Source organism: Rhizobium sp. Pop5, assembly GCF_024721175.1.
GTDB lineage: Bacteria > Pseudomonadota > Alphaproteobacteria > Rhizobiales > Rhizobiaceae > Rhizobium.
The window spans coordinates 2,921,552-2,942,641 of the sequence record NZ_CP099399.1 but is presented as its reverse complement, the minus strand read 5'-3'; the positions used below and the strand labels follow the sequence as shown (position 1 = coordinate 2,942,641).

Annotated in this window: 17 protein-coding genes; 6 read left to right on the top strand and 11 right to left on the bottom strand. The window is 59.4% G+C overall.

Annotated features, from left to right (window positions below; all coding sequences use genetic code 11):
* Positions 1-14 precede the first annotated feature (14 nt).
* The 3 genes from NE852_RS16815 to NE852_RS16805 all read right to left on the bottom strand — a co-directional run bounded on the left by NE852_RS16815 (position 15) and on the right by NE852_RS16805 (position 3,714).
* Entirely contained in the window at positions 15-1,379 is a 1,365-nt protein-coding gene (locus NE852_RS16815) for a DUF882 domain-containing protein (RefSeq protein ID WP_128623684.1), read from the bottom strand.
* A gap of 910 nt (positions 1,380-2,289) precedes the next feature.
* Positions 2,290-2,616 carry a hypothetical protein gene (locus NE852_RS16810; RefSeq protein WP_008535818.1) on the bottom strand — a complete coding sequence of 109 codons (327 nt, stop codon included), beginning with the start codon at positions 2,614-2,616 and terminating at the stop codon, positions 2,290-2,292.
* A 204-nt stretch (positions 2,617-2,820) separates the two neighbouring features.
* Complete coding sequence (locus NE852_RS16805) at positions 2,821-3,714, bottom strand: NAD(P)/FAD-dependent oxidoreductase (RefSeq protein WP_008535817.1); 894 nt, start codon at positions 3,712-3,714, stop codon at positions 2,821-2,823.
* A 200-nt stretch (positions 3,715-3,914) separates the two neighbouring features.
* Between NE852_RS16805 and NE852_RS16800 the strand changes: the two genes are divergently transcribed.
* From NE852_RS16800 to NE852_RS16790, 3 genes are all read left to right on the top strand, one after another.
* Positions 3,915-4,565: a TetR/AcrR family transcriptional regulator gene (locus tag NE852_RS16800; RefSeq protein WP_008535816.1), complete on the top strand. Its 651-nt coding sequence runs from the start codon at positions 3,915-3,917 to the stop codon at positions 4,563-4,565.
* Between the two features lie 36 nt (positions 4,566-4,601).
* Positions 4,602-5,465 (top strand): class I SAM-dependent methyltransferase, encoded by an 864-nt coding sequence (locus NE852_RS16795; RefSeq protein ID WP_008535815.1) that lies wholly within the window; start codon positions 4,602-4,604, stop codon positions 5,463-5,465.
* 232 nt (positions 5,466-5,697) lie between these two features.
* Positions 5,698-6,885 (top strand): helix-turn-helix domain-containing protein, encoded by a 1,188-nt coding sequence (locus NE852_RS16790; RefSeq protein WP_037175932.1) that lies wholly within the window; start codon positions 5,698-5,700, stop codon positions 6,883-6,885.
* 246 nt (positions 6,886-7,131) lie between these two features.
* Here NE852_RS16790 and NE852_RS16785 read toward each other — a convergent pair whose 3' ends face one another.
* The 5 genes from NE852_RS16785 to NE852_RS16765 all read right to left on the bottom strand — a co-directional run bounded on the left by NE852_RS16785 (position 7,132) and on the right by NE852_RS16765 (position 14,380).
* Positions 7,132-8,010 carry a hypothetical protein gene (locus NE852_RS16785; RefSeq protein ID WP_008535813.1) on the bottom strand — a complete coding sequence of 293 codons (879 nt, stop codon included), beginning with the start codon at positions 8,008-8,010 and terminating at the stop codon, positions 7,132-7,134.
* Positions 8,011-8,097: 87 nt separating this feature from the next.
* Positions 8,098-9,864, bottom strand: a complete 1,767-nt coding sequence (locus NE852_RS16780) for a hypothetical protein (protein WP_258155859.1) — start codon at positions 9,862-9,864, stop codon at positions 8,098-8,100.
* A 179-nt stretch (positions 9,865-10,043) separates the two neighbouring features.
* Complete coding sequence (locus tag NE852_RS16775) at positions 10,044-11,276, bottom strand: ATP-binding protein (protein ID WP_258155858.1); 1,233 nt, start codon at positions 11,274-11,276, stop codon at positions 10,044-10,046.
* A gap of 16 nt (positions 11,277-11,292) precedes the next feature.
* Positions 11,293-13,557, bottom strand: coding sequence for a hypothetical protein (locus NE852_RS16770; RefSeq protein ID WP_258155857.1), 2,265 nt, complete (start codon positions 13,555-13,557; stop codon positions 11,293-11,295).
* Positions 13,550-14,380 (bottom strand): hypothetical protein, encoded by an 831-nt coding sequence (locus NE852_RS16765; RefSeq protein ID WP_258155856.1) that lies wholly within the window; start codon positions 14,378-14,380, stop codon positions 13,550-13,552. The genes NE852_RS16770 and NE852_RS16765 overlap by 8 nt, the downstream gene beginning before the upstream one ends.
* A gap of 808 nt (positions 14,381-15,188) precedes the next feature.
* On the opposite strand from NE852_RS16765, the gene NE852_RS16760 reads away from it, so the two are divergent.
* A complete protein-coding gene (locus NE852_RS16760) occupies positions 15,189-16,181 on the top strand; it encodes a hypothetical protein (RefSeq protein ID WP_008535791.1) in 993 nt (330 codons plus the stop codon).
* Between the two features lie 60 nt (positions 16,182-16,241).
* Entirely contained in the window at positions 16,242-17,486 is a 1,245-nt protein-coding gene (locus tag NE852_RS16755) for a competence protein CoiA (RefSeq protein WP_008535788.1), read from the top strand.
* Positions 17,487-17,631: 145 nt separating this feature from the next.
* Here NE852_RS16755 and NE852_RS16750 read toward each other — a convergent pair whose 3' ends face one another.
* The 3 genes from NE852_RS16750 to NE852_RS16740 all read right to left on the bottom strand — a co-directional run bounded on the left by NE852_RS16750 (position 17,632) and on the right by NE852_RS16740 (position 18,861).
* Entirely contained in the window at positions 17,632-17,868 is a 237-nt protein-coding gene (locus NE852_RS16750) for a hypothetical protein (RefSeq protein ID WP_008535786.1), read from the bottom strand.
* 1 nt (position 17,869) lies between these two features.
* Positions 17,870-18,340: a hypothetical protein gene (locus NE852_RS16745; RefSeq protein WP_258155855.1), complete on the bottom strand. Its 471-nt coding sequence runs from the start codon at positions 18,338-18,340 to the stop codon at positions 17,870-17,872.
* A gap of 62 nt (positions 18,341-18,402) precedes the next feature.
* Complete coding sequence (locus NE852_RS16740; protein ID WP_258155854.1) at positions 18,403-18,861, bottom strand: hypothetical protein; 459 nt, start codon at positions 18,859-18,861, stop codon at positions 18,403-18,405.
* A gap of 262 nt (positions 18,862-19,123) precedes the next feature.
* Here NE852_RS16740 and NE852_RS16735 point away from each other — a divergent pair, with 262 nt between their 5' ends.
* Entirely contained in the window at positions 19,124-20,989 is a 1,866-nt protein-coding gene (locus tag NE852_RS16735; RefSeq protein WP_128623681.1) for a DNA cytosine methyltransferase, read from the top strand.
* Positions 20,990-21,090 lie beyond the last annotated feature (101 nt).

Here is a 21,090-nt window from a genome sequence, read left to right as displayed (position 1 = left end):
CCTGATGATTGAGCTCAGCCCTCCGGGGGCGACGCAAACCGGTTGGCATCGAACAGGTCCGTGGCGGCGACCGGAATGATAGCCGCACCCGCTGCGGCGACACCAGCCTCACGATGAACTGTGCGCGGGGAAACGCGCGGCGCTCGGACGCCAATCGCCTCGCCGGGAGTATGCAGCGCCCATTTCATCAGCGCTGCGTCTGATGTCGATCCGAAGAAATCTGCTTCTTCCCAGGAAGCGGTCATGGGCAGGGAGGCGATCATATCGGCGCCCTGACTGGAGGTCGCCTGAGCAACGACGAGGGGATGGAAGCGGGCATGGGCCGGCAATGCAGGCGTAGGTCTCTCGGCAAGTGCCGCAATCGGGGCGATCGACGCAGTCTCCAGTCTGTCGTCCGCGTCCGCGGTCTGCTCAAGGGTGGGTGGGCGCATCGCCGGGATCGGAATCGGCAAGGATGAAAGGGCCGGAGTGGAGCGTTTGTCATCTCGCTCGACCGCGCCGGTCTGCTGCGCGAGCGCATTCAATGCCCGGCTTTTCGGCGCCGGCAGAAGCGCCGTCACGAGCTTGCCGTCTGTGGTGTCGCCACCTGGCGTGGCCGATGCTCCCTCGCCTTCGTCTTCTCCGGCGGTGCTGGCGATCTCAATCGAGGTGGGGCTGACGCGCTTCCTGTAGTTCGCAACCGCCTGATCGTATCCCGGCAGAGGCCGGCCGTCGGCCGGAAGATGCATCGTCTGCCCATTCGGGAAGATCCGCGCGAGCTCCTGCCGAGACATGCGGGGCCAGGCCCTGACATTGCCGACGTCGAGATGCACGAAGGGCGATCCCGAGGTCGGATAATATCCGACGCCGCCGACCTGCATCTGCATGGCAATGGCACGTAGCGTCGCAAGCTTCACGCCGGGAACGTAGAAATCCATCGCCTTGCCCAGCATATGCTGGCTCTTCTTGGCGACTCCCGTGATGCGCGAGCGGTTGCGGAGCATGTTGTTGGTCGCAGGGGAACGATAGGCGGAGACGATATGGATATAGTCCTTGCCGCCGCTCTTCTTATAGACCTCCCAGACCAGGTCCAGCAGCCGGGGATCCATCCGCGTGGGCTCGTTCCTTCGCCAGTCGCGCAGAAACCGATTGATCTGGGCAAGGCCCTTGGGATCGAACTTTCCATCCCGCTTGTAGGTGATCGTCGCCCTTTCGCCGGTATGGGTAAAGAACAGCTTCAAGGCGCGATCTTCCGCCGAGGCGAATGATGTAGAACCGGCGAGGGCAGGGAGCGCAAGCAGAGCCGGCATGATGGTGTGCGCTGCGAAGCGCTCCACGCGCGACAGGAGCGTGGCAACTCCGGCTGACAAACCTTGCAGTGAATACTTCAACGCCAACAATCCCGTCTTACACCAAACACGCGACGACGGGCGGGAACGCCGCAGCCATCGGGATTAGTAAAGCCAGTTTATGGTCAACAAATTGCTAACGGGCGGATTTTATGCAGCAAAGCGGTTTGTTCTGCCGGTCGCATTTGACAGTGTCGCCGTGGGTGGCCGTTAGCGAGACACAGAGGATCAATCCTGCGATCATTGCGGAGTTCTCTTCTCGGCGTTATCTTGCACCCGAAGGTATTCGCATTAGCCTTAGAGGAAGAATACGGCAGAGAGGGTCGCGTGACAAAACGCATAAACATTATCTGCCTAATTGCCTTCTTTCTTTGCCTCCTGGGGGCGTTCGCACTGCGGGGGCAAGACATACACCAGCCTCTGCCGATTATCATTAGCATTGCTATGTTGGCGCTGTTCCCGTTCAGTGTTGCGAGCTACATGCTTACTCGTTCGTGGCGGGAAGTGCAAAAGAACGGGCCCCACCGGGAGTTCATACTTGCAGATCCAGTACTGAGCTTCTTTATCTGGCGCGAAGAGAGAAAGAGCGAAGCGATAAGCGGTGACCAGCCTCCCATTGAGGCGAGGTCCAAAGAGTGCGCCGGCAATCCCGATCAGGATTCCGCTGCCGCGGTATCGCTAACTCAGCATAAGTGAGAACCACACGAATCGCGCTCCGCGCTGGGTCACCGCTCGATCCGAACCATCCCTGGTATCGCGGAGGCAAGCCATGACCCCCGGGGCGGCAATATCTGTGGAACTGCATGGGAATCACTGGCCAGGTGGCCTGGTCAGTTGCCACAGGCCTGATCGTCGCCAGCATCAGCTTTGGCGGATGCCTAACATCAGAACTTTCTCGGCGGTGCGCTATGCAATCAGTTGCCGGCGCCAGTAACGGCGATGGTCGGCTTTAACCACGCCCTCAGAAGTTCGGGTTTTCCTCATAGCCTTCCAACTCAGGGCATCCCCTGATGTTGCCGAAACCGATCGTTCGCCGGTCGCCCGATTGATCCAGACCTCTGAGCACGATGATATTCTCATCCTGCTGTATGATCTCGCTACGATAGATGCCGGCCCGAAGCGCCCGGTTTTTCGCCTGACTTATATTGCATTGCCCGGGCGGTGGAGTGACGTGCCAGTATCTCGTGCCTTGCCCATCCGACTGCCATCCGCCGGAAGCGGCGAAACCCGACAGGCTGGATAGCAGCATGGCAGACGACAATATCAGGCTGGTTAGAACCGGTTTCATGTAATCTCCGTAAGCCGTGGCGTTTCCGGTGTCGTCACCATTCCATGTCCCTGTTGCAACGGACAAACCGGGTTTCCAATAGTGCCACTATGGTAGGTGACTTACGCTAACACCGTGCTAACGCCGGCTGCGGCCGCAATTCGCCAATGTTGAAACAACGAGTTTTCCGGAGCGGTTAGACGTTCGAACTCCGTGTGTGTCTTCTCAAACCAGCATCGACTGCTGGGCCGAGATGCCCGCCGTCGCGCCCTGGGATATCGCGGTGGTGACCGATGCCATCGCCGGGTTGGCAAGATCACCGGCGGCGTAGACGCCCGGCGTGCTGGTTTCGCGGCGCTCGTCCACCCTCAGGGCCATACCGAAGGGGGTGGCGACCGTGGCGAGGCCCAGTGGTTCATGCAGGTTTGCCGAGGGCTTGTTCCGCGGATGGGCGAACAGGATGTCGACGCCAGCATTGCGGCCGCTCTCGAGATTAACGGTGGTGATATGGCCCTGGTGATGGGCGATTTCGGCGATCCGGCCATCAACGACAGGTATGTTGCGGCGCGCCAGATCGGCGCGGATATCGGGTGAAATGTCGTGACCATCGGCGAAGACCGTCAACGATTCGGTCCAGTCGTGGTACAGCCTGACATAGTTGTGCGACGGCGGGCCGGACCAGACGAGGCCCCAATGCTGGTCGGCGACTTCAAAACCATCACAATAGGGGCAGGGCACGATCGATGTTCCCCAGCTTTCGGCGAAGCCTGGAACATCAGGCATCTGGTCAGCGACGCCATAGCTCAGGATCAGTCGGCGCGCGCCGAGGCTTTCGCCCTCTCCAGTGACGACGAAGAAATTGTCGATGATGCCGGAGATGCTGTCGGCCCGAGCGTTCACGAGTCTGACCGTGGGATAACGCGCCAGTTGCTGCCGTGCCCCGGCCAGGATGTCTAGCGGCGGCTTGTGATCGTGGCCGAGCAGACCATGCGAATGGCGGGCGAAACGATTGCGCGGCAGGCCGGTATCGAGAACGGTGACCTTGCGGCGGGCGCGGCCGAGCTGCAGGGCGGCGGCTAGGCCAGCAAAGCTGCCGCCGATGATGATGACGTCATCCATAGTGATGGGCTCCGTGTTGTGGATGGAGGCGGTTGGGCTGAGCCTGGCGCGCAATATTGTCCAGTGATGCGCATTCGAGATCGCTGTGCGTCCAAGGGAAACTTGAATTGGCGGACATGATGAAATCCACTCTTGGAATTTTTGTAACTGCGTAGTATCGTAAATCCAGAATAAGGATACTGTCAAGGATCTTAATTGCCATGCCCGAAGAAAACATCCGCGCACGGCGCGGCAGGCCCGCCAATGAGGCGCTCGGCCAAACGATTGTCGACGCCGCGGGCGAACTTTTCGCGGAATTGGGTTTCCAAGCGACGACCTTGGACAAGGTCGCCCAGCGAGCGAAGATCTCCAAGCTCAGCATCTATCGGCACTTCGAGAATAAGGAAGCGCTGTTTGGCGCGGCGTTTTCGGCGCGCTGCCAGCAGCTGATACCACAGGCCCTTTTTGAAGGAGTCGACGGTTCGGCCGAAGTTCAGCTCATGGCGGTGGGATCATCGCTGCTTCGCACGCTGTTGCGCCCAGACGTGCGCGGTGTCGAAGCCATGGTCATGGCCGACGTCACGAGTCAAAAGTCGTTGAGCAAGCTCCATTACGAAGCCGGCCCCGCCCATATCATCGCCCAAATCGAGGCCCTGTTGCGCCAGTTGCACGCGAAGGCGGTTCTAAACGTGCCCGATCCTCTCCAGTCTGCCCGCTTGTTTGCCGCGCTTTTCAAAGGCTCCGATCTACTGCTTATCGCGCGCTTCGATGAGGCGAGAGCAGAGGACGACAACGAGATCGAATCCTATTGCCGGTCGGCCGTCGCCATGTTCATCGCCGCGCACGGTCGCAACGACCAGGCGCGGGGATAGCCCGGTTAAAGAACGGATCAGAACAAGGGCCATGGCATGACAGAGAAAGATGCTTATCACGTAGCCGACTGGAAAGGCCAAAGCGGGGAGCGCTGGGTCGCCTACCAGGCCCGGCTCGATGCCATGATGGCGGTGTTTGGCCAGGCCGCGATCGAGGCCGCCGCGCCCGTCGCGGGTGAACGCGTACTGGACATCGGCTGCGGCGCGGGGGCGTCTAGTCTGGACTTAGCCGGTCGCGTCGGCGCGGGAGGCCATGTGCTAGGCGTGGACATATCCGAGCCGCTGATCGATAGAGCGCGCGCGCTAGCACCGCAGCATTCGTCGGCCATGTTCCAAGTGGCCGACGCCAGCAGCGCCGAGCTTCCAAAGGGGGCGTTCGACATTCTGTTCTCGCGTTTCGGGGTGATGTTCTTTGACGATCCCGCGGCGGCCTTCACTCATATGCGCCGCGCGCTCCGGCCGGGCGGCCGGGTCGCTTTCGTCTGCTGGCGCAGCATAGCCGAGAACGATTGGGTGCGTTTGCCGATGGGTGCGATGAAAGGCATCATCCCGCCGATGACGCCGCCCGGTCCTGAAGCGCCCGGCCCGTTCTCGTTTGGCGATCAAGGACGTGTGGCGCGTATTCTAACGACGGCTGGCTTCACCGACGTCGCTATCGCGCCCTTCGATGCCTCAATCCCATTCGGCAAGGGGGAGACGCGGGATGCGGCGCTCGACGACGCGGTGAAGATGACACTCGAGGTCGGCCCGCTGGCACGTTCTCTCGTTGATCAGCCCGACGATATCCGCGTCCGCGCCTCGGCTGCGGTTCGTGCCGTCTTCGCGGGCTGTACTGGCGAGCGGTCGGTGATGATCGACGGCGCGGCGTGGATCGTCACCGCGCGCAATCCGGCAAGCTGACCGGCATTAATACGACATCGCTGCGAGGCCTGGTGCAAACTGGAAACCCAGCTTTGGCGTCATGTCCTCGGGAGCAGAGACTGTGCAGATGGGTTCTGATCAGTCCGCGCTTAGTGGTGTCACAGTCCGCGGTTATGTGGCGATCCAGATTAGGAATGCCCGACCTGAGACATAGGTGACGTTTTGTACCGGAGACATGGGTAACACTTTTCGGTTTTGGCGGGAGGTGTTGATGCCGTGGAAAGAGACTTCGGTGATGGAGGAACGTCTACGTTTTGTCGCCCGGCTGCTTGAGGGCGAAGGCATGAGCGATGTGTGCCGGGAGTTCGGCATCTCGCGCAAGACCGGTTACAAGATCTTCAACCGCTACAAGGATGATGGCCTGGAGGCGCTGACGGATCGGTCTCGCCGGCCGGTGCGTTACGCCAATCAACTGCCTGAGCCGGTCGAGGCGATGATCATCTCGTGCAAGAAGAACAAGCCGCATTGGGGTGCCAGGAAGATCAGAGAACTGCTGGTCAAGCGCCTGGCCGGCGATGTGCGCATTCCCGCCAAGAGCACGGTGCACGCGGTGCTCGACCGGCACGGGCTGGTCGCTCATGCCCGCAGGCGACACCGCTTTCGGGCTGAGGGAACGGCCCTATCGCAAGCATTGCTGCCGAACGATCTGTGGTGTGCCGACTTCAAGGGCGAGTTCAAGCTCGGTGACGGCCGATACTGTTACCCGCTGACGGTCACCGACCAGATGTCACGCTTCCTGCTCGCCTGCGAGGCCTTCGAATCGACAAAGGAGGTGGGTGTGTTCGAGGCGTTCCGCCGATTGTTTGCCGAACGCGGTCTGCCGGATGCCATCCGCAGCGACAACGGCCTGCCATTCGCCAGTCCCAACGGCCTCTACAATCTGTCGAAGCTGTCGGTCTGGTGGCTGCGGCTCGGCATCGGCCTCGAGCGCATCAGGCCGGGCCATCCGCAAGAGAATGGCCGGCATGAGCGCATGCACCTGACGCTGAAGAAAGAGGCGACGCGTCCACCCGGCAAAAATATCCTACAGCAGCAGGCCCGCTTCGATGCATTCGTCAGCGAATTCAATACCGAACGGCCGCATGAAGCCCTGGCGATGAAGGTGCCGGTCGATCTCTACACGCCATCGGCGCGCCGATATAACGGGCTACCGGAGATCGATTATCCGTTCCACGACCGTGACGCACTGGTGACCAATTGCGGCCGCATCTGCATGCACCGCAAGAAGATCAATATCTCCACCGTGCTGGCCGGACAGAAACTCGGCATCAAGGAAGTCGACGACGGTATTTGGCTCGTCAGCTTCATGCACTATGATCTCGGATATATCGACCTGGAGCAGAGGACCTTACAAACCATCGACAACCCGTTCGGCACGAGGTTGTCACCCATGTCTTAGGTACGATCTGTTACCTATGTCTCCGGGCTGGACAGATCTGCCTCGCCACATAAACGCGGATTCATGACTTCTGAAATCATTGGCGTTTTCACGCTTCACGCACTCATAAATCCGAACTGTGCACCTATAAATCCGTATTCGGGATCCTCCGGAATGCATAAGTGCGGATTCCGATTTTCGCCCCCGAACCATCGAAATTGCTTGCGGAGAGCAAGGTCCAATTGGACGCCTTGATCGACAACTCGGTCAGACCGGTATGGGGATCAAATCGATATCTCCGAACCCTCGAAGCCAAAGCCGTCTGAATTCGAGACTGGCCAGATCGACTTCTAACTCCGAGGTGAACGGCTCAAGGTACGTCTCAGCATCGAACCCAATGAATCCTATGTTGGCTGCCTTCATTGCCTTGAAGACCTTGCAGACGGCGGAAACGAAAACAGGCATTAGATCAAGATAGACCTGATCCGAGGGATAGCGCTCTCGCGAGGCCCGCTCTCGAATGTCTCGCAACGCCAGTCCCTCGTATATCAGCTTGAAACGCTTCTCCGCTCTGCTGCCGCTGATGAAGCTATCGAGGTAAGGTGAGGCGACTGAAGGATTCAGCCGGGAATCCACGTCGTCCAGCCGCACATAGTGTGACATCGTGATCTGACCGCCGTGAGTGGTCGGGTGACTTGCAAGCAAGAACGACGCGCCGCCCCAGCGTTGCAGTCCGTCTTGAATGTGAAGGCGATGATCAAGTGTGCGAAACAGCGGATGATTGCGGTGGTGGATTGCGTTCCGGACGGCGATCAGAAGCGAAGTGTCAGCATGGTCGAAGTATGGAAATAGATCCTTCGATACGTCGTAGAGCGTGTGAAATCTCTCCAACTTCATCTCGAAGGTCCGATCCACATTATCGATCGCTTCCTCTCGATCGACCTTGAAGGTTCCTGGAAACTGGAGGTTCGCTTCGACAAATATGCGCATGGAGTTTGCGAGGTTGCTGATTGCGCCTTCAACGATGCTGTTCTGGTTCAATGCTGCCTCATATCTCGAACTTGCCTCAAGCATTCCGCCAATCTCGACGCGAATCCTTTCAGGCTCTGTGCTACCGTCACAGAGATATTCGAATGCATCTGCCATCGGCAATCGGTTGTCGATCCAATATCAAAGCCGAATTTGCCGAATGCGCCAGCTTGTGAATTGTGCTGGCGCATTCGGTCCCTGCAACTACGGCATTTTGTACCGGAAGAAATCGGTCAGTTCGCCGATCTCCCGAGTGACGACATCGATGTCGGCCGAATCCTTAACCGCGGTCTGTATGACGGTGTACTCGCCATCATCTATCCACCGGAACGAAACAAGCAGTCTTCGGATCGCCTCTTCGTTTTCGCGATAGATGCGCCAGGCGCGGCGGGTATCGCTAGGATGTAGCCTGATCGTGACGAGCAACTCGTCCGGAAACGAGATGACGCGGAAGAACATCTTGCGCGAGGACGTGTAGATGATCATGTCGCCATCGCCCATGATGGACGGGATGGTGAACGAAGGGCAGTTCCGCTCGCCGTATCGGCGGAATTGATCCCATCTTTTTCGTTCTTCGAGTGAATAATTCCGCAATGGGCCGATCTTGGCGGCCAGCTCAGATCTTTCCACGACCATCGCCTGGACATCCTTGTATTGGAAGGCAGGCGTCAGACCGAGCTTCGGGAGCTTTGACGCCCTCCCGACCGTAATCGTTCCGAGAACGGAGTATCGGGCGACGTTCACGTACCGCTTGTGGAATGCCACCGCCGAACTTCGCATCAGTAAGGGGACATCAGAGCTGTAAAGCCTGAGATGCTGTTGCCGGACAAGGAACCTGAAGCCGGCAGAAGTGATTCCTGTTATCGCGGTGAATTCCGTGATGCGCATTGTATCCTTCGGAAGATCTCGCTTCCCAACGGGGGGAGGTTTGCCTCCGAAACCCCGTCTAGGCGGCCTCGCGAACAATAGATTCCGCAGGCCTCCCGATCGACCTCTAAACGCGGGCACCCGACCACTTAGAACAGCTGCCATCGTCACCGTCATGGTGCGCTTTCTGGACAATCGGACGAATCTTTCGATGTCGACGGTTTCGATGTCGTCTGGTTTCGTGGGTAAATTCTCGAGGGCGTTCACGAAAGCGTCGAGATCCGCCCGGAAAACGTGCCGCACGACTTTCCTGCCCACTCTTACACCGACAGCGCCTCGCCATCCTTTCTTTGCCATCAGGATACAGATACTGTTCGCTTCTTCAACGGTGCAGCCGAGTGAAGCCGCGACTTCCTGGATTGGCACCAGCGATTCTATCGCGCCACGAAGAGTTTCGATTATCTCCTGCGTGTATTCGAACACACCGTCCTCAGATCTCCCCACACCGAGCTTCACCCTTTGACCGAGGACACGGAGACTATATGGTGTGAGGCCAAGTTCGCGCTGAACATCGCGTCCGTTTGGGGGAATTCCGACAAGAGCCTTGTTACGCATTGCTCTCGCAAGGGAGCCGTATCGTCCGCAGGCCCGGTTCATCACAGCGTTGATAGTTTGCTGCATAGGAACGTCATAGGACTTTTCGTTCCACAGATGGGCTGCGTGGCCAAAGTAGGCTTGCGATGCCCTGCTAAATGCGTTCACGTCGGCATTGGCGGCGATCCACGCCGAAAGGCGGTTCTCGAAATGATCCTCGTCAAATCCGAGTGCGTCGAACCCGACGCCGACATCGCCGACGCGGAGCGGTGGTGCGACCCGAGACCGCGGGTTTGCAAGAAAGCGACCGATGAGCGGAACGATGGAGAGGATCGCGTCCAAGGAATGTCGGTCGAGCATTGGCCTCTGTAGCCCCGGTTCAACCGCGCCAAGGCGTTGCAGGACGTAGCCTTCGAGGCTCGCCGCCCCTCGCTCCGTGAGTGGAGGAGGCGCCACGATGCCGCCAGAATGGAACCCGAAATAGGGGAACCGGACCTTGGAAGCCGTCATCTTCTCTTCTGTAAGCAAGGTGTCATGGAAAGGGCAGGTCTCGAAGCGGGAGAAGGTCCACCATACCCGTGAGTAAGCGCCTTCCTTGATGCATTCGGCGCAATAGCGTCGAAGCCCGCTCACTCGGTCGACCGCGATGAGGTGCCCGCAAAGAATTCTGTCGCGCGTTGGCGTCCATCTTACGAGGTTCTCCTTCTCCTGGTCTGTGAGAGGAAGCTGCAGAACGGCTTCCAACATTTTCTGGCGATCGCTGCGGTTGAAACCGCAATTAACGGCGTAAATGGCGGCTGTACATTCGGCGTTGTCGGCGACGAGCCGAGCGAAGTACGAGCAGATTTCCTCGCCGAATCCGGGCCGCACCCGCCACCGCGAAAAGATTCGATCAGCACGGAAACGATCATGCTGCATGGCGAAGGTACCCAAAGTAGGAGAAGTCGTCCCCTCGCTTCACGCGCTTGGCGACTACCTTCTGAAGATGCTCGACAAGGATTCTGCGACGAGCCGTCGTTGAGGGCCAGGTAAGCGGCGGGTCGGATGATGTTCATCACGCGCCCGATCTGCCCCTTGCTGTATCGGTACAGGTGCTCGGCCGGATACTTTTCGTCCAGGCCGCTCAAATTTGCGAAGGGGAGCCGCCTGTCGATCGACCCCAGCAGCTTCGAAAACCGGAGTAGGTCGTCAGCGCTCGCGCTCAGGCATTGAAGGACATCGGCGTTGAACGAACGGTTCTCGAAGGCGTCGATACTGTACACGTAGTCGGCGATCCGCTCTTCGCCGACCAACATCACTGCAAGCTCGCTGTAGTCGACGATCGTTTTCACGAGCTTGAACATGGCAGCACCGTTGTCCGGGCGGTCGTAAAACATGTATTGCGCATCGTCGATGATGAGGAGCTGCGTGCGTACGGTGAGCAGCCGGAGGAGGGCGTTGCTCACGTACGCTCCGACGCCCCCCTTCATGCTGGTGTGGCGGCATGCGGTCAGTCGGTTGAGTTCGTGGGCGAATTCCGTCTGCGTCATTCGAACGCTGGCGGTCATATGGACGACCGGGAAGATTTCGCCTTCGTCGTCATAGGTTGCTGGAAACTGCGCCGCGTAGTAGCGGCAGATCGCGGACTTTCCTGTGCGCGACGTGCCCAGCATCGCCCCAACGGTGCCTCGGCCGTGGTCTCCGTCCTCGACGGGCACGTGGTTCGACTTCAGCATGTCGAACCCATTGTTGAAGACGGCGTATTTGACGATCAGGTTGTCGATCATCCATTGGCGTTGCGCCTTCGGAAGCTTGCTGGCAGCTACGCGCTCGCCATCGGTTTCGAAAGCCTCGGTGTGGAAGCGCCGTTGGGCCGCGGCGAGCGGCGATGACGGGGTGGCGGCCGCGATGTGGTTTGCATTGGTTTTCGCTTCGATATTCATAAGTTTGCTCCTTCTGTTAAACGTCCCAGCCGTCGTCGTTTGACGGCGCGTCGTGGTGACGATGTGCGGGATGGTGGATCTGCTTGGGCGCGGACGTGCGCGAGACAACGGCCTTTGGCTGCTGCTCGACTGGCAGGCGGGCGGTCAGCATCACACCGATGGCGCGCTTGTTCATGCGGGGCGGGGGTTCGCGCGCTGGCAAAGACGCAAGGTCCAGACGGCCTTCGGTGTATTCCACGCGGCCCATTTCGACGACGCGGGAGCGCTGTTCCTTCCGGACGTTGCCCTCGTAGAATCTTGCGAGCATCTGTGCCGTCTTGTGCTTCTTGCGGCGGGCGTGAAGCTCCACAAGGGAAGCCTCCATTTCCCTGCGGGCATCCTGCAGGCCGACATCCCGGTCAGCCTTCTTTTCCTGCTCGCGCTTGTACTTCACGATAGCGCGGTGGACGTGGAGCTTGAGTCCTTCAGCGTAGCCTGCGTCGGCATCGCAGATTGGCACATTGATCCAACGCTCGGCCTTGGAATACGGATCCTTGACCTCGATGCTGCCGAGATTTCCTGGATCCCTTCTGGCCTCGTACTTGCGGTCGGATTTGTGCTTCGGGTGCGTCGCGAGCACGACGAGTTCCGCGCACTGGTAGGTGAGGTAGTCCCAGCGGCACCCGCGAGTCTGGATCGTAACCGTCCCGACATCGCCGCCAAGCCGCGTGAAGATATCGCGGTCGATGAGGGGAGCCTGCGGCGAGTTCTCGATCAGCTGCTCCCACCGCTCTGCGGGAACGCCTTTCAGCGTCGCCAGCTCGCCGATGCCCTGCGTTGGTCTGAAATGCTCGATATAGGCGAAGAGGTAATTGAGGAAGCCTTGGAATTCGCTCATCGTCAGGACGGGAACAGCCAGTTCCTTTTCCTCATCGTATTCGTCGCGCTCCTCGGCACTGCCCTTGGTGGTGCCCGGCATTCGGTGCACAAGCTTCCGCCCCAAGATTCCGAACAAAACTTCCAGGGCTCCCTTTTCCCACGGATGGGCTGGCCTGTAAGCCCTTGTTTGGAAACCGAATTCCTTCGCCGCGGCCCTAATGTTGAGGCCGACAAGGTGTTTGGCATTGTCCACGCCCAAACACGTCGGCGTGCCCCACCAGGGATACGCCACGCCATTCATCAACGACGGGTCCTTCTCGAACATCGCATGCTTCAGACCCTCCAGAAACGTCTGGTAGGACGGAGCACCGAACGCGAGGCCCCATCCGAGCCGGATGGCCGTGCAACGATCCCTGAAGACGAGGAGATCGGGGCGGCCGTAGACGATCGGATACTCGTCATCGATCACGACCAAATCGAGCGTCGTGTGGTCGATATCGACAATGGCAAGTGGCGCATCCGGTCGGATCTGTGAAAGCGTGCGCTTGTGGACGCGCTCCGCATAGTCGACTCCGTGCCAGAGAAAATCGTAGACGTACCGATTCATCGCCCCCAAGACACGCTGGATCTTCTTGTCGGGGATCTTGCAAACGCCGTTCTCGTCCAGGATCAGTTCGCGAAGGCTGTGAAATTCCTCGCCCGGGCTTGCCCACTGCACGAGCGTCGACCTGATGGCGTGCCAGTCGCCCTGCAAGGCGACCACTTCGTGCGCCGCGACACGAATGGCTTCGGCCAGCGCGCTCCCGTAGCGGGGATTGCGGTTGCCCTTGGCGGCATCGTTGTCGACGAAGTTCAGCAGGCGGTCGAACTGCTGTCCAGTGCGCGCCTTCTTCATCAGTTCGTACCACTTCGACCTTCGCGGCGGACTGTCGTCTCCAAGCCTTTCCGCCACCTCGGCGACGATCCTTGCCTTCTGTTCGTCGGTCAGCGTCCAATTGTCATGCTCGCGCATGTAGTCCTCGAACGCATCGGCATATTCCAGCATCCGAAGAGCTTTCTCGCGCTTCGGTCCCGTTACGGTCAAAGAGGAGCCGGGCATGTTCTTGGGGCCGTCGCCAGGTCCGATGACGGGTCGAATCCTGCCTGCCTTTTGAAGCTCGTGGAGCTGATAATCGGACAGCATGATCACATCGTTCGTGCCGATATGGATGAACTTGGAGAGGACAGGGGAGTCCTTCGTTGGCCGGAAAGCGCCGTCGAAGGCAAGCAGGGCGTACCTATTTCTCCGAGGATTGGTCACGATGAAGGTGGTCTTGGCAGGGATGTGGAAACCCTGAACGGGAATGACCTCGTCACGATCAGGCGGCAGCTCCAATTCGTGGTGGTTTCTGACCTTCTGCCAGATGATGTCATTGTTACGCATTGGCGGTCTCCTTTCGGGTTACGGTCGTGTTGCCTGAGAACTTCTTGCCGAGGTCGACGTCGACCTCTCCGCGGGCGGCGAGCTGCATGACGGCCGTGAAGACGGGATTGCACTCGGTGACGTGACGGGCGGCCGAAGCGGGCTCATCGCCCCACCGAGCGAAGATCGCGTTTTCGGGCATCGACCGTACGAGAGTCTCGATCGTGCTTGGATACGAAGCCTCGCGCACCGCCTTGCGGATCTGTTCCATCCCCTTGGGTTCGTGCTTGTTCTGCTTGTGGCGCCACATCATGCGCAGGTTCGAAAGCAAGGGTTCGAGCCTGATCGTGGTCTCGTCGAGCAGAAGGTATTTGGCGCCCTTCGTCGCGTAGTGGCGCTCGAGATCGGCGCGCTTCCGGTCAGTGCTGGGGAAGCTGAGCTGCACGTGATACGGCATCACGTCGATAACGAAGACGGCGCCATCGGACCTGAGTACCGCAAGGTCGGGGATGTGTTCGCTGACCACCTTCCGGCCATCGGCCTTGTGAGCGATATAGGCTTCCTTGATCGGGAACTCGGCGATCACCCTGATCGCCGGATCGGTATCCAGGTGAAGCATCAGGTCGGCCATCAGCGGTTCACGTGTCCGGACTTCGCCACGGATGCATTTCAATGTCGGAAACCACCCGGGGATGGTGACATAGCGAGAGCCGGGTTTAATCTCCTTTTGTGGTGAGTTGTTCGGCCCGAAGATCTCCTTCCAGTACGCTTCGTTCGCGAGCTTGGTCTCGAGGTCGAGATCTGGCAGCTGCGGCAGCGCGGCCGTCGTTTCGCTATTCTTCATGATTGATATCCTCTCGTTGTCATCTGTCGTTGCTTGGCCGAGGCCGCGTGCCGCTGATCGCGGGCTGTCTTGCGCCTCAGCTTCTCGAACTGGTCCTCGAACCACTGCTCGACTTCTGGGTAGGTCATTCCTGCTGATAGGGACTGCGGTATTCGACGAGTACGGCGGATGCGTTTCCTGCTGATGGACATGGCTTCTCCGTTCGCGCCGAGAGCGTTCCCGGCGACGTGTGATTGGGATTTATGTCTGCATGCCTGTCGTCGGTGCGCCCGATCGACGCCTAATACGAGAGCACAGAATGAGCGAAAATCAAGAAGGCGTCGGCTCGATCGGTGTCGTCCAACTATCTGAGATCATTCTACTTTCTCGATTTTGAGCGTATCTAGCGCCAAAGGACACGGCCTGGAGTCCATCGTGAGGTCACCGCTGGAGAGTATGCCGGAAGCATCGCGCAGATTTACGAATCCCGGCGATAGAAAGCGCCGAGTATAAAACGGGTCCTTCGTCACGCGCCGTCACTGGCAGCGTCAAGGATTTACGTTCGAGGATTCATCTGCAGGATTCGAGCACGAGTTCAGAGTGGCCGCCAGCGTCATGGGCGGTCAGACCGTCGCTACCGACGGGATATTCGTATTCTCAATGCCATTGGCGCGCCTCCATCATGGAGCGGATGTTCGTAGCAGGCGCGTGCATATGTTCCTGGTTTGTTCGATATGTCAAGAGGCCGGGACCGGTATTCTGATACCGGTTGCCGCGCCTGGTCACCCGGGATACCGTTCGATTCGACATTGAGCGGGTAACAGGCGAAATGACCGAGATCGGTGACAAGGGGTATGAGATAGGCGGGCTCCCCGTATGGTACCACCCGCTGAGGCTGGACATCTGGCATCGGCTTGGAAACGTCCAGCGGGCAAACCTGCGGGAGCGAATACGGCAAGAGCAGGCGGACGCGGGCGGGGATACATCGGAAGAGGCTATCGAGAAGATATACAAGCAGGTCGAGTATGCCGACAGACGGAAGCGCGGCAGTGAGTATGCCCGAGGGTTCCTACGACAGATTAGAAACCATCACATCGAGAACGACGGCATCATTTTAGACATGGCGCGGATTGGGCCGCATCTTGAGGCAACGTGGGCGGATGGCATCACACTCAAGAACGTGCTCCCACTTCGCACAGGCGTCTACTGCCACGTTGGCGCGACATTGGAATACGACCACGACAATCCGGCCTCTTTGGTCGAGGGCTTCTACCTGTCGCATACCGATAGTCCAGTGCGAGGCTGGATCCTGACCTTCGTCACGAACTACCCGAACTGGAATCGTCGCGAACACGACATGCCGAGCGTCACACAGACGAACTTCGACCGCTTCTTCTCCCTCACCATTCCCGAAGATGCGGACGTCGCCAAGCTGGACTACAGGAAGCTTAAGGTCACCGGAGACAAGGCGCTGGCAAAACAGGCCAACCTCTGGCACCTCGCGCGACTCGCGACCAACGCCATGCTTTACTTGTCTCGCGGCCGTCCGGACGTGCAGGGGACGATGTCGACGTTCCGCGCGGAAACGAGCGATACCAGGAAGAGCCAGATCTACGAGGCCGGGGCCGACGAACTCGACTGGAGCATCGACTGGTCGAATGCGACGCTGTCACCCGGCCGGTGGATCGTGGACGATCCCGGCGGCGACGGGAGATGGATGGTGACGCGTTGGGTGCCGCCCAGGCTGGTGCGGCCGCAGGAGCGGGAGAAGTTTCTGCGGGAGGGCGGCAAGGTATTGGAGTTCAGGCCGAAAAGAAAATAGGTTGTGCCGTTGACCTCGTCCTCGCTAACTTGAAGCGAACAGCAACGCCACAGGACCAGCATGCCGCTCCGATGCATCTCAAGTGAAGGCGACGAACTTTCGTTCGAACACGATGCCACATCATGGGCAGCTCTCCGCGACCGGAATTCTCGGGATAGGCACCTGAAGTTCGCCTGCTGCGACGCTGGGGTTGTCCTCAAGACGTCGACGCTGGGGACGAGATACTTCGCGCACAAGGCCCGCGGCGGCTGTGAAACTGCGCCGGAAACACAGGAGCACCTCCGCGCGAAGACGATCATCTGCCAGGCGCTGAAGGAGGCCGGGTGGATAGCAACTCCCGAGCACAGGATGATGGAGGCTGAGGGCGCCTGCATTGCCGACGTCCTTGGGAAGCGGACGGCCGGATCGGCGAAGGGTGTCGCGTTCGAAGTCCAGTGGTCGCCCCAGCTTGCGGAAACCACCAAGGCTCGCACCGACCGCTACGCTGCGCACGACTTGAGGTCTCTATGGCTCATGAAGCGACCGGCACCCCTCAATTCGCGAGAAATCCCGGTAGCCCGTCTGGTTGCGACAGACGATGGCTTCGACGTTTTCCTCCCAAACGAGAACCTTGTCCGTGGTGCCGAGTACATGAACATGCGGGAGCTTGCCGATCTCGAAGGCTCATGGCGCCGATGCGGAACGCTTGCTGAGTTCGTGCGCGGCGTCGTCGAGGGGCGCTTCCGGTTCGGCCTTGCGCCGGAGTTCGACGTCCGCGTTAGGGTCTCCGGCGTCTCTAACTGGTGCTACGCCTGCGGAACGGAGACGCGGCCTGCGACCTCGATCGTCATCGACCTTGGCGAAGTCAACGCCGACTACCCCGGTATCCTCGTGGAGGTCCATGAGCTTGGTGAAATCGAGGGCAGTCTGTCCGAACGTATCCTGGAAAGCATCAACAGGGCGCTTCCGAAGGCTGGCGGCTACCGTCTGGGCAAGCGCAAGCCGAAGGAATCTAACGTCACCTATCTCGCCAACGTCTGCACAGGATGCGGCGCCTTCCTATCGCGGTCCTACATCCCATATCGATCACAGGACGACGTTACGCTGATCGAGTTCGACCTGAAGACCACGCCGGAGGAGCTGGCGCCGTTCTACAAGGTTATTGATCGGTGGTGCTTCATCGATCCCGGAAATCGGCCGGGCAGGGCGATGGTCGGAGTGCATGGCTTTGCAGTCCCAGCTGATCCCTATCCGCGGTTTCGAACCGCGTCTGGCTCTGACGGTGGCCCTCTCGCCAAAATACGGCACCACGACCTTTCAAATTGAACCAGGGGCTTTGTCGATGAGATGCGGACGAATTTGCAATGGTTAAGCGCTTGCAGATTGGGCGAGCCAGGGGATCGTCTTCTCGTACCCGTGAGAGATTAAAGGCGAGAGAGCGTGAAGGTAGCGATGCTCTCTCGCCTTTGTGTCAAAATACGATGTTGTCGGCGACGATGAGATTCACCTTGTTCGTGTCCTTGCCCCGCATCCGCAGCGAGAAGCCCCGCCGAACATAGTCGGCCGCTTCCGTTTCCGACTTCACACGGATTGCATTGTTCGCCAGATGCTGGACACGTCCGAGCTTGGGATCGGCAAGCTTGAAGGTGCCGTCGCCGTAGCGGTGGGGAACGAAAACTTCGCCAGTGGTGGGATGAATGCGCTTCATGTCAGTTCTCCTTCTTGAGTAGTTTTGCGATCTGCTTGGAGTATTCCTTGGAATCCAGTCCGGCGGCCTCGGCGACGCGCTTTGCAGCAAATGGGTCGAGACCTTCTCCACGCGTCCATGCGCGCGTCTGACCGACATCCCATCCGAGTTTCTCAGCCATCTTTTCCGTCGTCTGGCCGTTGAGCCAGAACATCATTCCGGCAACGGCGCCGAGTGCTGCGAGGGATCCGGTCGACGGGATCCCGGCGTTTACCCAGTCCGCATCTAGCCGCCCGCACTTGAAGCCGCGGCGACCGCTAAGCCAGTCGAGCGCATCCACCGGATTTGCATAAGCTCGCTCGTCGTCCCGATCCGTCGGGAGCGCCTTGAACGACCGGATGGGTTTGCTCCCGCTCGGCCCCATCGCGTTTCGAACGCTCCGGATATCGACGTCGCCCAGCAGAGCCAGGTCGTCGGCGTTGAAAACGATCATGTCGCTGCTCGAGGCCCAGTCCTTGTGTGACCCGACGGTCCCATGCACGAACTCGATCAGGCTCAGGTAGACGTTTCCGGCACGGTGAAGGAAAGGAAGGGGTTGCTCTGGGTTTCGACGATGTCGAAATAGTCGGCGCCCATCCCATACGAGTCCGTTGGCACCGTCGTCAGGAAGTAGCCGACCCAGTCGATGGCTTCGTCGCGCTCGTCCTGATGGCCGATCTGGTGGATCGGCTTCATCGCGGTCAGAAGGTCGTGTGCCCGGCGAACAGTGCGGTAGAGGTGCGTCCCCTCTAATGTGATCTGCGAAAGGAAAGCGTCCGGCTTGCCCCACGGATCAGCCACCAGGTTTACCAGGAAGCCAGAGAAGTCGCTGGGAAGCTGGATCCCGAGGAATGCTTCAGCCGACGTTTTAGCGTTCGGCGCGGTGCCCAGCATGTTCATCATGCCGTCAGCGACAAGGATCATCGCAAGGCGCATGTCGCGTTCGTAGTCAGACCACTGCTGAAGGCTCTTCATCTAAATCATCCTAGCTTCCGTAAAAACTGATATGCCGATATCACTTTTAAAAAAGCAAGAGAAAAATGATGCGGCGATATCATTTTTGTTATTAAGCGTCTCAAGGCCAGATTTAGCAGTGTCCGCTTGGCCGCCCCGTTAACCTTCCTCGATCGAATATGGCTTCTACTGCAGCGCGAAGTCCTCTGACGGGGCTCCATTCCTTGTCATTTTACTGTAAACGCTCCGAAAAATAGTTCTGGGCAAGGTCTAATTGCTATCGATGCGTGCGTTTTGCACTGCTAGACTTGCCGAAATCGTGGGGAGAATCATGGGCCAGACTGCAATCGATCTCTATTCCGGCTGCGGCGGGATGTCGGCCGGAGCTGCCGCAGCTATCCCCGATCTCGAAGTGAAATGGGCGCTCGACATCAATAAGAACGCCACGAAGACCTTCGCGAATGCTCACCCGCAAGCTGTGGTCGACTGCTGTGACGTTTCACTGGTCTCGGCGTCCGATGTTGTGGAGCGTGCCGGGATCGAGAAGATCGACTGGTTCTTCGCGGGACCAACCTGCCAGGCAGTGAGCACGATGGGTCTCTTCCATCTCGAGGACCCGCGGAATGCGCTGTTCGTGCACTTCATTCGTTTGCTCGACGGCTTCACCGCCGCAGGCCGGAGACCGCGCCACGTCGTTATGGAGAACGTGCCGGGCGTGGTCTATGGCCGCAACCTCGTGATCGTGAGAGAGCTTTTCAAACTGTTCAAGGAGCGCGGCTACCACGTCTTCGCCGACGTCGTGAACATGGCCGACTATGGGCTGCCGCAGCTTCGAAACCGCTTTATCCTCATCGCCACGGTCGACGAGGTTCCGCCGACCTTCCCCCGTCACACCCATGCGCCGTTGAAGAAGGGCGAACTGAGGGAGTACGTTTCCGTCAGCGAAGCCATTGCCGATCTGGCGTCTGGCGAGGTCGACAGCAGGGCGGTGGCAAAGCTGTCCGCCCGTGGCCGTCCCACGCGTTTCCAGTCGTTCGTGCGGGATGGAGACGGATACGCGCCGAACCAGCACTCCAGCAACCTGTCCGAAATAAACCGGAAGCGCGTCGCGACCGTGCCGCAGGGCGGCTCCTGGAAGGATATACCGCCGGAACTGCTTCCAGATCGCTTTCGACGCGTCCGCCTTACCGATTACGCGACCCTCTATGGTCGCCTTCATGAGGCCTCACCCGCCTATACGATCTCGGCGGGGTTCAACAACGTGACGTCCGGCTGCTTCACGCATCCGATCCACGACCGCGCTTTGACTGTTCGAGAAGGCGCCCGTCTGCAGGGTTTCAGAGACTCCTTCGAGTTCCTCGGTCCGAGAGACGCCCAGTACCGCCAGGTCGGCAACGCGGTGCCCCCGTACTTCATGATGCAGCTTGTCCAGCACCTGCTGTCGGGCGAAAGGGGCGTTCCAGCTCGGATCACGGCGGCAGCGTTGGAGAGCGGGAAGAAGCTGCCGAACATGGTGAAGCGCTTCACGAACAAGAAGAACGACTCCGCTCGATCCAAGGATGGATACGGCGGTGGAACTTACTGGCCAGCTGGCTGGGGTGAGCCGATTGCAGCCGATGCGGTTACTGCGAACGGGTATCGGCTCAAGGAAGACATGCCACTTCGCTACCGACGCCGTGACGAGTGGCGCGTCAACCGTGATCGGTTCGTCGATCAGGACATCGTCAAGGTCTACGACACTCAGCGGCGGCAGACGGTGCCTGCGGGCACTGTGGCTTTCCCGCTCGTGAAGCAGGACGACGTCGATGCCATCGACCGGGCAATCGTCCAGATCCTCGCGGTTGTCGGCTCCCGATCTGGATCGCTCGAGCTCGATGCTCCGGTTCGCTATCTGCGTGCCCGGACGAAGCTCCTGCACGGCCAGTTGATCCAGAAGCAGGTGGCAGGTCTGCCTGCGATGGAAATCCTGGACGACGAGGACGCCATCCGGTTCGGGAAACCCGGCGGCCTTCCACAGTTCGCCCGGCTTGCGTTCGAAGATTCCGATCTGGCCGACATCGATCCTGTCCGAGGGCCGCATCTCGTTCTTCATTGGCTCGGGAAGCTGGAAGCAATCGGAACTGGGGACGAACAGCGCGCAGAGCAATAACTTCGGTTGCGCCGACGGGGATGGTATTCGACCTTAGGTAAGTGAGGACAGGACGGGGTAGGGGGAACTTTGTCGGAGTTGGAGGGGATATTCCTCGAGAG